Here is a 14,378-nt window from a genome sequence, read left to right as displayed (position 1 = left end):
CTCAGCCGGCGGGCGTCTCCGCCCGCCGGCCGAACGCGTAGGCCCGGGCGACCCAGGCCGACAGCACGGTCACCGCCGCCTCGGCGGGCAGCTCGGCGGGCCGGTGCGCCAGCGGCACCGGCGGCCCCCAGCGGGTGTACCGCTCGGCCAGCTCGGCGGGCAGCAGCAGCAGGCCGGTGGCCGCCGAACGGCGCAGCTCGCGGGCCCAGGCGGCGGGGCGGGTGAGCACGGTGCGCACGTCGGCGGCGTCCAGCACCACGACGGTGGGCCGTCGTCCGGCCAGCTCGTCCCGGGCGGCGCCGGCGGCCAGGCCCCAGAGCACGACGGTGTCCGCGTCGTCGGCCGGCCGGTCGGCGAGCGTCGCCGTCCAGCCCGCGGCGGACTGCACCCGGGCGACCTCGGCCGCCAGGGCCGCGGCCGGGCCGTCGGCGACGTGCACGACGGTGAGGGCCTCCCCGTAGACCGGGGTGGCGAGGATCGCGCTGACGTCAGCGGGCTCCGGCACGCCGCACCGCCTCCAGGGTCTCGTCGACGACGTCGGCCCAGCTGCGCTGGGCCGGGACGGGGGTGGCCCGGGCGGCGGGGGCACGCAGGTGCGCCAGCACGGCCTCGGCCCACACCTCCGGACGGCGGCCGGGCAGCCGCTCCGCGCGCCCGGCGGAGGCCTCGGCCAGCGCTGGGTCCTCGCTGGTGAGCACCGGGGCGCCGAACGCGAGCGCCTCGGCGGCGGGCAGCCCGAAGCCCTCGGCCAGGCTCGGGCACAGCACCACGCGGGCGTGCTCGTAGAGCCAGCGCAGCCGGGCGTCGGACACGTGGCCCATCGGCGCCACGGCGCCCTCGGCGACCATCCCGGCGAAGGCCCGGCCCCGGTCGGTGGGGCCCCAGCTGTCCGGGCCGACGACGACGAGCACCGCGTCGGGGTCGTGCCGGCGGACCTGCGCCCACGCGTCGACGACCAGGCCGACGTTCTTGCGCGGGGAGGGGTCGCCGACCACCAGGGCGAAGGTGCGCCCGGCGAGCTCGGGCACCTCCTCGGCGGCGACAGCGGTGAGGCTGGAGCCGTCGGGGTGCGGGACGACGACGGTGCGCGGTGCCGCGGAGGGCAGGTAGGCGGTGACCCGGTCGCGGGTGGCCGCGCTGACGCAGACGAGGGTGTCGGCGGCGCGCAGCGAGGCGAGGTAGGGCCCGCGCACCAGCAGGCGCTTGGCCAGGCCGAAGTCGAAGGGTCGATCGAGGGCGAGCATGTCGTGCACGGTGAGCACCCCGACGCCGGGGACGCCGCGGGGCAGCAGGTGCTTGGTGCCGTGGACGACGTCCATCCGGCCGCCGACGCGGGCGCCGGCCAGCCGCTCGATCGCGGAGGTGACCGGGCCGCGGCCGGGCAGGGTGTGCACCCGCTCGGGCTCGGCGATCCCGGTGAACGCCGCCTCGGCGCCGGCGCCGGCGAGCACGTGCAGCTCGACGTCGTCGCGGGCGGCGAGGCCGCGGGCCAGCTCCATGACGTAGCGGACCATCCCGCCGCCGGCGCCGGAGGCGGGCACGTGGGTGCCCACCAGGAGGTACCGCAGGGGGCGGCTCACAGCGTTGCTCCCGTTCGTCGTCGTCGGTTGCGGTGGACCAGCAGGACCACCGTGACCAGGGCGATGAGGCCGGGGGTGGCCCGGCCCTGGAAGAGGTAGAGGTAGCGGGGCAGCTCGAAGAGGGTGAGCACGACGACCGGGTAGAGCAGCAGCCCCCAGGTGCGCCCCTCCTGCAGCGAGCGGTAGAGCAGCCCGCAGGCCACGCCGGCGAGCAGGAAGAACACCAGCCCGCCGAGCAGGCCCAGGTCGACGAACGGGCTGACCACGCCGCCGGTGTTGTTGAACTCGGGGTTGCCGAAGTTGGTGAGCGCGTCGGTGTAGGAGGCGTCCTGGTCGACGCCGGTGAGCGTGCGGAACAGGTTCAGGCTGCCCACGCCGGGCGCCGTCCAGAAGGCCGAGAGCAGGTCGTAGGGCAGCGAGGCGTCGGTCTGGTGCAGCAGCCGGATCTCGCCGTTGTTGTAGGCGGTGACGTAGTAGCCGGCGAACCGCTCGACGACGAAGGTCGGGAACGACTGCCCGCCCTGCGCCTTGTAGAACACCCAGCTGCGCGAGTACTCGAAGGCGGCGAAGACGCCGACCACCAGCGGCACGAGCGCCGCGGGCAGGAACGAGGCGCGGCGGGCGCCGGTGGAGCTGCGCGACAGCCCGGCGACGAGCACCACCAGCAGCGGCACGAGCAGCTCCAGCAGGGCCAGCCGCTCGGAGAGGAAGAACGCCCGGCACAGCGCGAGGAAGAACACCACGGCCAGCCGGCGCAGGTGCCGGCGACGGGAGGGCGGGTCGGCGACCAGCAGCACCCCGGTGACGACGGCGAAGGCGACGCCGAACTGGGTCATCGTGGTGAGGCCCGGGACGGTGCCGAGGGTCTCGCGCAGGCCGACGCCGTAGAGCTGCTGGCCGACCACGGCGTCGACGAGGATCGACGGGGAGATGCCCGCGCGCGCACCGGCGGCGAGGAAGGCGACGTAGCCGACCATCACCAGCCAGAAGGTGACCGTGGCGGCGAGGCTGAGCAGCCGGACGTCGGCGGGGGCGAGCGCCGGCCAGTTCGGCACCCGGCGGGCGCGGCCGCGGGCGGCGGGCAGCAGCGCGCCGCCCATGAACAGCAGCAGCCCGACGGTGAACCACAGCGTCCAGTCGAGGGTGAGCACCTTGGGGGTGCGCCACAGGGCCCGGTAGCGCTCGTCGGCGATCGCGTAGGCCAGCCAGGTGGTGGGCAGCGCGACCATGCCGATCAGCGCGACCGGGTTGAGCCACCAGACGCCGACCCGCTGGCCGACGTCCGGCGGTCGCAGGGTGAGGGTCTTCACGCCGCTCCCCCGCCGGTGATCGTCGTCTCCGTCTCCGGGTCGGTGCTCGGCCGGGTGGCCGAGGCGCCCTCGGTGTCGCGGCCGGCGAGCACCAGCAGGCTGCGCTTGAGGTGGCGGGTGGGCAGCGGGGCCCGGCCGAAGGTCCGACGGCAGGCGATCACGTAGGAGCTGAACAGCAGCGCGGTGGCGACGGCGCTGGCGATGGCCAGCGGCAGCGGGCCGCCCAGCCGGGCGGCGAGCACCGCGGCGGGCAGGGCGACGAGCATGGCGACGGCGACCGAGCCGGCCGCGGCCCGGCCGTTGCCGGTGACCACGAGCAGCACCGCGCAGGAGCCGCAGACGGCCATCCCGAGCCCGCCGGTGGCCAGCACGCCGAGGTAGGGGGCGGCGTCGCCGAGCCCCTCGCCGTAGAGGGCGAGGGCCTGGGGGCCGAGCAGCCAGGCGGCGGCGATGGCGAGCACGGTGACCGCGGTGCTCAGCGTGGCGCTGGCCGAGAGCAGCCGGAAGACCCGGGCGCGGTCGCCGGCGGCCCACATCCGGGCGGCGACGGGGGCGATGGCGATGTTGGCCAGCCCCTCCAGCACGGTCACCTGCATGGCGAGCACGCTGGCGGTGGAGTACTGCAGCGCGTCCTCGGCGCCGAACGCCCAGCCGGCCAGCCAGACGTCGCCGCGGCCGACGAGGAAGGCCCCCAGCTCGACGGTGAACAGCCAGGCTCCGGCGGCGACGGCGGCGAGCATCGGCGCCCACCAGCGGCGGCCGGCGCCGCGCGAGCGCAGCGGCAGCCGGACGACGACGACGGCGAGCAGCACCAGGGAGGTCACCGCGTAGACGGTGAGCAGGGTCAGCAGCGTCGTCTCCCCGCCCTGGGCGAGGACGACGACGCCCATGGCCAGCAGGGCGATGATCGAGCGGCTGTGGTGGGTGGCCGCCACCGACCAGGGGATGCGGCCGAGCGCGGCGTAGACGTCGCTGACGGTGAGCCGGACGGTCTCCAGCACGATCAGCGCCGCGACGAGCAGCACCACCCGGCCGCGGTCGTCCTGCACCACAGCGGTGGCCAGCCAGGCGACCGCCGGTGAGGTGACCAGCGAGAGCAGGGCGACGGCGCGCAGGTGGGCGACCACCTGGACGGCGACCTCGGCCGGGCCGGGAGCCGCGGCGATGGCCCGGATCGCGCTCTGGCCCAGCCCGAGGCGGCCGACCATCGGGCCGAGCATCAGCGCGCCGAGAATCGCCAGGAACCCGGCGGCCGGGCGCGCGTCGAGCGCCCGGACGGCGAGCACCGAGGTGAGGAAGGTGGCGACCAGCCCGAGCACGGCCACGACCATGCGCAGCCCGAAGCTCCGGCGGACCTCCTGGGCCTCCCCGGCTGCCTGCGTCAAGGCTCAGGCCTCGGTGGAGACGGTGTCCTGCTGCGCCGGAGCGCGCTCACCGGCCGACTCGGCGTGCCGGGGCGTGGACTCCTGGGCCGCCGGCGCCTCCCCGCGGCTGCCGCCGTGCCGGCGGGAGGTGGTGACCGCGACCCCGGCCAGGGCGGCACCGGGCTGCCCGCTGACGTCGCGGACGGCGGCGAGCGCGGCCTCCAGGGTGGAGACCCCCTCGCCGACGACGACCACGGCCTGGTCGGCGGAGGCGGCGAGCGCGGGAGAGCGCAGGCCGGTGGAGAGGGCGGGGGCGTGCAGCAGCACGAGCCGGCCGGCGGCGCGCTGCCGGGTGACCAGCTGCTCGAGCGCGGCGGCGTCGGCCGGCAGGCCGGTGAGCGTGAGGCCGGGGGCGGGCTCGCGCTCGCCCTCGACGCCGGTGGTGAGCAGGGCGACGGAGGTGCCGCTGGAGGCCAGCGCCCAGGCGAGCTCCCAGGCCACCTCGGCGGCACCGGCCTTCGCGTCGACGCCGACGACCAGCAGCGCGCCGGGGCCGCCGTCGAGGACCTGCGGGGCGAGCAGCCGGGCCGCGGTGAGCGCGGCGTCGTTGGGCCGGCCCTCGGGCACCCGGTCGGTGCGGGACCGGACGCTGCCGGCGGGGAGCCGGGGCAGCAGCACCGGGGCGCCGGCGGCGACGAGCAGGCGGGCGTCGAAGACCCGCGGGGAGGCGACCCGCCACAGGGCGGCGGCCGCGAGGGCGAGCACGGCACCCAGCACGGCGCCCAGCACGGTGTAGGTCACCTCGGGCGCGGTCCCGGTGGCGGCCTCCTCGGCCGGCGGGCGCAGCACGGGGACGACGGCGGGGACCCGGGCGGCGGCGGCCTGCAGGTCGCTCTGCTGGCTGAGCAGGCGCTGGGCCTCCAGCGAGAGCGGGCCGGTCTCCTCCGGGATGCCGCCGATGGCGTCGATCCGCGCCGCGACCGCGTCCAGCGCGCCCTGGATGGCGGCGCCGGCGGTCTCCTGCCGGCGGGCGACGTAGGCGTCGAGCAGCTCGGTGACGGCCTGCTGCGCCTCCGCGGCGGTGGGCGCGGTGGCGGCGATGCGCAGCGCGTCGGAGGTGCCGACCTGGTTGACCGAGAGGTCGACGTCGCCGCTCTCCAGCGCGTCGGCCTGGTCGCCGATCCAGGAGAGCTCGGCGGCGATGAAGTCGCTGTCGTCGAGACCGGCCGGGGGGATCTCGAGCGGGCCGGCGAGCGCCCGGGCGTCGGTGACCGCCTGCACGGTGGCGCTGGCGGTGGCCCGGTCACCGGAGGCCAGGCCGGCCAGCAGGCCGAGCAGGCCGCCGAGGACGGCGCCGATCAGCGCGACCGCGAGCAGCCGGGTCCAGGGAGCGGCCGGGCCGGGCCAGGTGTCGGCGCGGCCGGGGACGTCACCGGCGGTCGGGAAGGCCCCCGACGGGCCGGTGGCGTGGGCTCGACTGGAACTCATGGGGCGCGTCCTCCTCGCACTGGTGGCGGGGTCCGCCCGTGTGCAGCGCATCGAATATAGGGGGCGGGACGGTTCCGGCGCCGATCACGCCACGTGCGGGGGTCACCCGACCGGCTGACCTGATGGCCCAGGTCACACCTGCATTCGCGCTGGTCCAGGCGTTGCTTGCCCGGCGCGCGCTGTTCATGAGCGGCACCTACTGTCGGGCCCCGTGACTCCCCGTGACGCCACTCCCAGCCGGGTGACCGCCATCGACGTGGCCCGGGCGGTCGCCGTGATCGGTGTTGTGGTGAACCACTCGATCGACGGCATGGTCGGGGCCGGGCTGATCGGTGACGAGCACCCGCTGGAGCGGCTGAACGCGGCGCTGTACGTGTTCCGGATGCCGGCGCTGGCGCTGCTGCTGGGGCTGTTCATCCCGCGGTCGGTCGCCAAGCGCGGCGTCTGGGGCTACGTCGTCCACCGGGGCGCGGTGCTGCTGTGGCTCTACCTGCTGTGGTTCGCGCTGCAGAGCTCGATCGAGACGCTGACCAGCGACTACAAGAACCTGGCCCGGCCGTGGAGCGCGATCGTGCGGGTGTGGGAGCCGTTCGCGCACCTGTGGTTCCTGCCGTTCCTGCTGGTGGCCTCGGCGGTGCTCGCGGTGCTCCAACCGTGGCGCGGGCGCACCCGGCAGGTGCTGGCCGGCGGCGGGCTGGTGCTGCTCGGTGTGCTGCTGTGGGGCTGGGACCGGGACGTGGTCGGGCTGACCGGGTTGTCGCTGCTGGCGTTCGCCGCGGTGGGCAGCATGCTCGGGCTGGCGCGGCTGGGCGCGTGGATGCAGCGCTCGGCGGCGGGCTGGGCCGCCGTCGGCGTCGCAGCGGCACTGCTGTTCCTGGCGCTGCTGCAGCTGGAGCCGGTGCCCGGCACGCTGCCGGAGGAGGTCGGGCTCGGCGTCCGGGCGGTGAGCATGCTCACGGCGGCGGTCGGGACGGCGGCGCTGCTGGCGGTGGCCGTGCTGCTGTCGCGGATCCCGCCGATGGCGGCGTTCCTCAGCGCGGTCGGGCGGCGGACGCTGCCGGTCTACCTGGCGCACGTGGTGATCGTCGCCGGGGTGCGGGTGGCGCTGGACGCGGCGGGCGTCGACCAGCCGGTGCTGATCCTCGTGGTGGCGGTGGCCGCCGGGGTGGGCCTCCCCTATGCGGTGGCGGTGTTCGCCGACGGGCGGCCGTGGGCGAACTGGGTGTTCGACCTGCCCGAGCCCCTGCGCCGCCGCCTGCCCGCCGGAACGCGGCGGCCGCAGCCGGAGCCGGAGCCGGAGCCGAACACGGTCGCGCCGACGAACGAGGTCGAGCCGCAACCGTTCCCCGACGACGCGCGGAGCGCGCGCCGGGACTAGGAGCGCAGGTCGCCGGGGCGGCGCTGCGGCGCCGGGGCGTCGACGGTCTCGGCGTCGGCGCGGCGGCGCAGCACCCAGTCGGCGGGCAGCACCAGCCGGGGCGCGACGCCGACGAGGACGGCGGTGAGGACGGCGACCGCTCCCCCGACCTCGCCGCACTCCTCGATGAAGGTGGCGGTGGCCACCCAGAAGGCGCTCGCGCCGGCCTGGTCGACCAGCGCGGAGACGCCGGAGAGGCCGGCGGCGGCGACGGCGTAGATGGCGAAGGCGGTGAGCACCCGGCGGCGGTCGCGGCGCTCGGTGCGGCTGAACAGCCAGAGGGCGACGAGGACGGCGCCGACGACCGCGGCGCTGCCGATGGTGGCGAGCAGCGGGCGGCTGCCGACGCCGAGGGTCTCCAGGGCATCGACGTGCACGGTGCCGCCGGCCTTGACCTGGGCGATGACGGCGGCGACCAGGCCGACGGCCAGCCACCAGGGGCGGCGTCCGGTGGCGCGGGCGGCGCCGAGCAGGGCGGCGAGCGCGGCGACGCCGAAGAGCGCGGCAACGAACATGCGGGGCAGGGCGAGCGGGAGGTCCATCGACCAGAGCCGCCCGGCGCCGCGCTCGTTGCCCGAGGTGCGGACGACGAAGCCGACGGCCTCGAGGCTGAGGCCGGTGAGCAGCAGGGCGACGGAGATCGGGGGCAGCGGGATGCGCCGGCGGCGGACGCGGGCGGACCGGGCGGCGCGGGGTTCGGGGCGCGCGCCGTTCAGCGCGGCGTCGACGCCCAGCGGGCGGTTCTCGCGGCGGTCGGCCTCACGCAGCGCCAGGCCGATGAGCGGTGCGAGCACCACGGACAGGCCCACCCATCCGATCAGCGCCCATCCCCACCACGGCATGTCTTCCCCATCGGCACGGCAGCCGGGCATCTTGAACCCGGCTGCGGAGACCGCACCCTGACACCCGGCAGGCCGCCTGCCGGGGAACATGATCGTGAAGGGGGACGGTTCGTCCCACCTACCCCAGCGGTCTCGCTCAGGGCGTCGTGCCGGCGATCAGCGGGACGCCGCGTGCTCCGGGGTCAGGCCACCCGGCGGGCGGCGGGAATCTCCGGGCGGAGCAGGGACGCCGTGCGACGGCGGGCGGTGGGCTGCTGGGCGGCCCGCCGCTGGTCCTGCCGGTACCCCGCGCGGCCGAGGGCCACCGCGACCGGGAGCACGACCATCGCCAGCACGACCCAGCACGCGACAACCAGCAGCAGCATGGGTCTGCTGTGCCCGGATCACCGGCGCTCATGCACCGGGTCGGCAGAGTTTCCGGGAACGGCTCAGCCGGCGCGGCGGCCCAAGGCTCGGTAGGTCCAGCCGGCGGCGGTCCACGCGTCGCGGTCGAGCGCGTTGCGGCCGTCGAGCATGCGCTTCTGCTTGACGACCTTGCCGAAGGCCACCGGGTCCAGTTCCCGGTACTGCTTCCACTCGGTGAGCAGCAGCACGGCATCTGCGCCGGCCGAGGCCTCCTCGGCGGTGTCGACGACGTCCAGCTGCGGCCAGCTGCGCTTGATGTTCTCCCCCGCCGCCGGGTCGGTCACCTGCACGACGGCGCCCTGCAGCTGCAGCTGGGCGGCGACGTTCAGCGCCGGGGAGTCGCGGATGTCGTCGGAGTCGGGCTTGAACGCCGCCCCCAGCACCGCCACGCGCTTGCCGAGCAGCGAGCCGTCGCAGACCTCGCGGGCCAGCTCCACCATCCGGATCCGGCGGCGCATGTTGATGTTGTCGACCTCGCGCAGGAAGGTCAGCGCCTGGTCGGCGCCGAGCTCACCGGCGCGGGCCATGAAGGCGCGGATGTCCTTGGGCAGGCAGCCGCCGCCGAAGCCGAGGCCGGCGTTGAGGAACTTGCGGCCGATCCGGTCGTCGTGGCCGATGGCGTCGGCCAGCAGCTTCACGTCGGCGCCGGTGGCCTCGCACAGCTCGGCCATGGCGTTGATGAAGGAGATCTTCGTGGCCAGGAAGGAGTTGGCGGCGGTCTTCACCATCTCCGCGGTGGCGTAGTCGGTGATCACCTGCGGGGTCTGTGCGGCGACGATCGACGCGTACACCTCATCGAGCAGGGCGCGGGCCGTGTCGCCCTCGGCACCGGCGGGCAGGCCGTAGACCAGACGATCGGGGTGCAGGGTGTCCTGTACGGCGAAGCCCTCCCGGAGGAACTCCGGGTTCCAGGCGAGCATCGCGCCGGGGACCTTGCCCTCTACGATCTCGGCCAGCCGGGCTGCGGTGCCCACCGGGACGGTGGACTTGCCGGCGACCAGGTCACCGGGCTTGAGTGCCTGCAGCAGCGACTCGACGGCCGCCTCCACGTAGCGCAGGTCGGCGGCGTACTCGCCGCGCTTCTGCGGCGTGCCCACGCAGACGAAGTGGACGACGGCCTCGCGGGCGTCGGCCATGTCGGTGCTGAACCGCAGCCGGCCGGAGGCGAGGCTGCGGCCGAGCAGCTCCTCGAAGCCGGGCTCGTAGAAGGGAGCCCGGGCCTGCTGCAGCGCCTCGATCTTCGGCTGGTCGACGTCGATGCCCACCACGTCGTGACCCAGTTCGGCCATCGACGCCGCGTGCACCGCACCGAGGTAGCCGCAGCCGATGACCGAGATCTTCATGAGCCCACTCTCTGCCGACCGGACACGGTGCCGGGAGCGATTCCGGGTGGAACGCTAGGTGGCAGGGCCGACACTGACCACCGCTCGCGGCACGGACGGGTGAGCGACTCCATCACAGTGGGCGACACAAGGGGAAATCGCTCCACCCGGCGGGCGATGGTCCGATCAGGTGATCGTCCTCGCCTCTGACCCACGGCGCCCTGGACGGCGGTTACCGTCCGTGGAGCCACTGCCACCGACGTACGGGGACCGACGATGACCGAGCGCCGACCGGACGACGAGCCGGCTCACGGCTTGCCGCTGGGCGCCGACCCCGCGGTCGAGGAGGTCCAGGCCGAGCAGCCGCGGCGGCGCCGCGGGCTGCGGCGCACGCTGATCACCCTGGCGGTGCTCGGCCTGGTGCTGGCACTGATCGTCGGTGGCGGGTTCTGGTTCTTCCTCAACCGGTACGGCGGCAACGTCGACCGGGTGGGCAACGTCTTCGCCGGCATCGAGGAGCAGAGCCGCCCGGCCGCCCCCTCCCCCACGGCCCCGACGGCGAACGAGGACCCGATCACCTTCCTGCTGGTCGGTTCCGACACCCGGGCCGAGGTGGCGCCGGGGGAGCTGCCCGACGCCCGCTCCGACGCGATCATGATCGCCCGCTTCGCCGGGGACCGGGAGCACGCACAGGTAGTCTCCATCCCGCGTGACTCCTGGGTGGAGATCCCGGGCCACGGCAAGAACAAGATCAATGCCGCCTACGCGCTGGGCGGGCCGAGCCTGCTCATCCAGACCGTCGAGCAGCTCACCGGTGTCCGGATCGACCACTACGCCGCGATCGACTTCGACGGGCTGATCCAGATGACCGACGACCTGGGTGGGGTCGACGTCGTCGTCCAGGAGACGACGAGCAACGGGCCCTACACCTTCGACGCCGGTGTGAACCACCTCAACGGCGACCAGGCCCGCTGGTACGTGGGGCAGCGCTACGACCTGCCCGGCGGCGACTTCGACCGGGTGAAGCGGCAGCAGAACTACCTGCGGGCGATGTTCGGCAAGCTGTTCAGCCAGAACGTCTTCTCCAGCCCTGCGGCGCTCGACGACACCCTGCTGGCGGTCACCAGCGCGGTCGCGGTGGACGACGGGCTGAGCAACGGCGACATGCTCGGCATGACGTACTCACTGCGCGGGCTGCGGCCAGCCGACGTCGAGTTCTTCACCGCGCCGGTGCTGGGCACCGGCCGGGAGGGTGCGGCCAGCGTCGTCTACCTCGACGATGTGACCGCGCAGCGGATGTGGGGTTACCTGAGGACCGACTCGCTGGGCCAGAACGCCGGCGAGTTCAGCGACGAGGCACTGCCCGACGTTCCGCGCTGACGATTGTCAGCAGCTTCCGCCAGGAAGCTTCACAAGATTCCTGGCAAGGACCGTCCTCCCCCTCACTTCTGAACCGAGAGCGCGGTCATCATCAACGACTGCGCCTCCTCGGCGTCGCTCGCGAAGTAGACCCCCGGAAGCTCCCCCAGATAGTCGCGGAAGATTCTGGACAACTTGCCGTACGAGTTGTCCAGTCCAACAACCGGAATGCTCAGTAGAGCCGCGAGCACCATGGCATGCAGACGGTCGGTGACCACAACACGACCTTGTTGCAGGATGCCCCGCGCAGCCCGGACGTTGACCCTGGCCATAGCGTCCATCGATCGGGCATTGAGCGGATACAGGGAGTGAGTCAGAGGTTCGACGACTCGACTGATGTTTTCGGGCATCCGCAGAGCGAGCCAGATCGCCCGCTGCATCCCGGTCAACGCCCAATCCGCTGACAAGGCATCGACGCCCTGAGCTCTGAAGCCATGACCTGACGCCTCACTATCCTGCCTCAGAAGCAGAAGAGCATCACACTTGGGCGCTTCCGTTCGCTCTACGCGGCCCACCCCTAGAGCGACGTCCGGACAAAACTCCACAACAGCCTGCGGAAAGGCGCTGCGAGCCACTTCGACGGCATCATGGTCGCGCATCAGTAGGGTCAAATCTGGGTGCGCGTTGAAGACCCGACGAGCACGCTCCAGGGAAGCTCGTTCCCGAAACTCGATGCTCTGGGGCATCTGAATGATCCTCCGGTCCGGGAACAGGCCAACGACTCGCTCGCGGAACGCTTGATTCTCAGGCCACCGGTCGCCAAGATTTCCGCCTCCATGGAGCAGGATGGGCCCGTCAGGGACTCTCCGCCGCAGCTCCTCGGGCTTGAGGTGATGCAATGTGGCCATGTACCGGGCGCTCAAGTCGAGGTCGCGCAGATAACTGCGTTCACCCAGCCAGATCAGAGCATCCCCAGCGTTGTCATGGCGCGGAAAGTCGAGTAGAGACACTTCAATACCCCGACCGACGAAGCGGCCGAGGATTTCTCGCGTTTGATCCTGCAGTAGCGAGATCGGGCTACCGTTTCTCATTGATCCTCCAGTATCAATATTCATTTGACATAATTGATCACTTGGGCAGGCACTCTACAAGAAGTTGCCATCCGGTTCAGACTAGCCCCCTGGACGGCGGCGTTGGGCCAACGGGCCAGGTGTGAACCCTGGCCCCGGACCTTGGTTGAGCAAAGCGCACACACATCAGGATGACCACGAGCATCGCAGAAGCCTGCAAAAGGGAACCGCGTAGAAGGAGGAGGGAATAATACGCCAGAATCACTGCAGAAAGCGGTGGGGCCACCGACGCTCCCAGAGTCGCGACCGTGCGATCATCAAGGCGCCTCACAAAGTAGCCCAGCACGAAAAGACCTACGATCAGTAGCACCCAACCGCCGTTCACGAAGAGCTCCGCCCACAAGGGGGCTGAGAGGTTGGTGAACCCATACCCTCGATACTCGGCGATCATCTCTCCCGTATCGATCGGCTTACCTGCCCATAGAGATCGGGGAATCCAGAAGAGCAGAGGACCCAGAGCCTGAAACCCGAACGAATAGCCTTGCTCCCGCGTGTAGGAGATTGCGTTGTTAAGTTGCGCGTAGGCATCGTAGTCGCCCGTTAGCAGGGCTTCCGCGGGCCCAGCGGCCTTGAACTCGACGGAATCAAATCTGAAGAGGTCGGCGAACGCGAATCCGAAGATCAGAACCAGCAGTAAACCTAGGCTGACGACCCTGAAACGCTGTCGTGTGGATACTGCACCGAGGGACGCGAGCAGGGCGAGGGCTACCGTACCGAACTCATAACGCGCACTCGAAACGGGGTTTACGACGATGAAGAGAGTCACGAGGCTAAATGCGGCCAGCCACCGCAGAGACGAGCCACCTGCGGATGAGCGCTGAGCCGCCCACAGCCGCCAAGCGAGCACGCCCACCAGGAGTGGCATCGTCGATCCTGCCCGGATTAGGACGCTCAACGTTGGATCACCCCACGTGTTGGCAACGTTGAGAGTGTGCGTCTGACGCCCCGAGAAGAACGAAACAATACCTACAGCGACAATGTTCAACCAGGCGACAGTTAGACCTCCGACCATCAGGAGGAGAGCTCGCACCCGATCCGGCTCCTTTGGGCGGAACCTTTTGCCTGTATCCGCGAGCGCCCCCGCGCGAACCCCAAGGTATATCGATACCGCGCCTATAGCTACCGCCACGAATACCGTGAAGTCGAGCTCATGATCCACATCGGGAGTGGTGACTGGATCCTCCCCCACCAACGCTTGAACCATGGGGGCCAGAGCTAGGAATACATACACGAACATCCACAGGGAGAACTCATAGAGGCGCTGCTTGCCGGAGCCAAGTAGCCAACTGATCCGCACACCAGCGAGTACGACCAGGAGTAGAGGTCCCTGCCAGAAGTGTGAATCAGCCCCCGGTCCAGCAAGCAGGAAGAAGACCGGAATTGCACCACAAAGGGTGACCGCAACACTCAATCCCCACGCAGTCGAGGACGTGGGAGGGGTCGACGCGCGAAGCAGGGCCACCGATATGAGCGCCATCGTCGCGACGAGGAGCGAGCCGGTAACCCACATCCCCCAGACAGTCGCGGCAATCCCTCCGGCCCCCGAGAGCATGACCACGAACACAATGGATGCCACTGACGGACGACCGCGCCTGTTCGTTGTGCGTTCCGCAGCCACACCGTCAAACTACAGGTAGCAAGAGGTCCATTGCCTCACTCCCAGGAAGGTTGAGAGGCCTCGGCGAAGTCGTCGCTGGATCCCAGGCTTCCCCCCAGCCTGACGCACACTGGCAAGTCGGCGTTGGCGGGCAGCAAGTTCAGCCGGTTATGGCATCGCGTCGTAAGGCGAACCGCTCAAGGGCGAGCAGGCTGATCGGCAGACTTCCGCCCCGTACTAGTTGTGCCGCAGTCGCACAGGCTTCGAGGGCTCGCACAGCGCGCGACTTCGGTCGGCGGCAGCCGACGCATGCGGCGGATTATGGTGTCTGGCTGACCGTCGATGCCCACCTCGCCCGGGAGTGCGCAGCCAGCTGGGTACGCGGTCTGGTCGGCTTCCTCGCGCCGCTTTACCTCGTGGGTCGCCACACCTAGCCAGAGGGCGAACGGCAGCGAGAAGACCACCCACACCACGATCAACCAGCCCCACCACGCCATCGGATCGCCCTTGACCCTTCTCGGAACACCGGGCGATGAGAATGACCCTCGGGTGAACGGAGGGCAA

12 protein-coding genes are annotated in these 14,378 nt (G+C 71.9%); 2 read left to right on the top strand and 10 right to left on the bottom strand.

Going from position 1 to position 14,378, the window contains the following annotated elements; genetic code table 11:
• Position 1: 1 nt before the first annotated feature.
• The 5 genes from ACI795_RS09490 to ACI795_RS09470 are packed head-to-tail and all read right to left on the bottom strand — an operon-like array spanning position 2 to position 5,742.
• The gene (locus ACI795_RS09490; RefSeq protein ID WP_457075246.1) at positions 2 to 505 is read right to left on the bottom strand and encodes a hypothetical protein; all 504 of its coding nucleotides are present in this window, start codon (positions 503 to 505) and stop codon (positions 2 to 4) included.
• The gene (locus ACI795_RS09485; RefSeq protein ID WP_457075245.1) at positions 489 to 1,580 is read right to left on the bottom strand and encodes a glycosyltransferase family 4 protein; all 1,092 of its coding nucleotides are present in this window, start codon (positions 1,578 to 1,580) and stop codon (positions 489 to 491) included. The genes ACI795_RS09490 and ACI795_RS09485 overlap by 17 nt, the downstream gene beginning before the upstream one ends.
• Positions 1,577 to 2,890, bottom strand: a complete 1,314-nt coding sequence (locus tag ACI795_RS09480) for a hypothetical protein (protein ID WP_457075244.1) — start codon at positions 2,888 to 2,890, stop codon at positions 1,577 to 1,579. The genes ACI795_RS09485 and ACI795_RS09480 overlap by 4 nt, the downstream gene beginning before the upstream one ends.
• On the bottom strand, positions 2,887 to 4,275 hold the full coding sequence (locus ACI795_RS09475; protein ID WP_457075243.1) for a lipopolysaccharide biosynthesis protein: 1,389 nt from the start codon (positions 4,273 to 4,275) through the stop codon (positions 2,887 to 2,889). Before ACI795_RS09475 ends, ACI795_RS09480 begins: the two co-directional genes overlap by 4 nt.
• A 3-nt stretch (positions 4,276 to 4,278) precedes the next feature.
• A complete protein-coding gene (locus tag ACI795_RS09470; protein ID WP_457075242.1) occupies positions 4,279 to 5,742 on the bottom strand; it encodes a hypothetical protein in 1,464 nt (487 codons plus the stop codon).
• 211 nt (positions 5,743 to 5,953) lie between these two features.
• Here ACI795_RS09470 and ACI795_RS09465 point away from each other — a divergent pair, with 211 nt between their 5' ends.
• Entirely contained in the window at positions 5,954 to 7,120 is a 1,167-nt protein-coding gene (locus ACI795_RS09465; protein ID WP_457075241.1) for an acyltransferase family protein, read from the top strand.
• On the opposite strand, the gene ACI795_RS09460 is transcribed toward ACI795_RS09465, so the two are convergent.
• From ACI795_RS09460 to ACI795_RS09450, 3 genes are all read right to left on the bottom strand, one after another.
• A complete protein-coding gene (locus ACI795_RS09460; protein ID WP_457075240.1) occupies positions 7,117 to 8,001 on the bottom strand; it encodes a hypothetical protein in 885 nt (294 codons plus the stop codon). The genes ACI795_RS09465 and ACI795_RS09460 overlap by 4 nt on opposite strands.
• A gap of 182 nt (positions 8,002 to 8,183) precedes the next feature.
• Positions 8,184 to 8,366 (bottom strand): hypothetical protein, encoded by a 183-nt coding sequence (locus ACI795_RS09455; protein WP_457075239.1) that lies wholly within the window; start codon positions 8,364 to 8,366, stop codon positions 8,184 to 8,186.
• A 63-nt stretch (positions 8,367 to 8,429) separates the two neighbouring features.
• On the bottom strand, positions 8,430 to 9,749 hold the full coding sequence (locus tag ACI795_RS09450; protein ID WP_457075238.1) for a UDP-glucose dehydrogenase family protein: 1,320 nt from the start codon (positions 9,747 to 9,749) through the stop codon (positions 8,430 to 8,432).
• Between the two features lie 255 nt (positions 9,750 to 10,004).
• Here ACI795_RS09450 and ACI795_RS09445 point away from each other — a divergent pair, with 255 nt between their 5' ends.
• Positions 10,005 to 11,108: an LCP family protein gene (locus tag ACI795_RS09445; protein ID WP_457075237.1), complete on the top strand. Its 1,104-nt coding sequence runs from the start codon at positions 10,005 to 10,007 to the stop codon at positions 11,106 to 11,108.
• A gap of 62 nt (positions 11,109 to 11,170) precedes the next feature.
• Here the strand turns inward: ACI795_RS09445 and ACI795_RS09440 are convergent, their stop codons facing one another.
• Both ACI795_RS09440 and ACI795_RS09435 read right to left on the bottom strand, forming a co-directional pair.
• Positions 11,171 to 12,178 carry a polysaccharide pyruvyl transferase family protein gene (locus ACI795_RS09440; protein ID WP_457075236.1) on the bottom strand — a complete coding sequence of 336 codons (1,008 nt, stop codon included), beginning with the start codon at positions 12,176 to 12,178 and terminating at the stop codon, positions 11,171 to 11,173.
• 76 nt (positions 12,179 to 12,254) lie between these two features.
• Positions 12,255 to 13,775: a hypothetical protein gene (locus ACI795_RS09435; protein WP_457075235.1), complete on the bottom strand. Its 1,521-nt coding sequence runs from the start codon at positions 13,773 to 13,775 to the stop codon at positions 12,255 to 12,257.
• Positions 13,776 to 14,378 lie beyond the last annotated feature (603 nt).

This window comes from Modestobacter sp. SYSU DS0290 (assembly GCF_054050955.1).
This window is presented reverse-complemented; position numbering and strand designations above follow the sequence as displayed.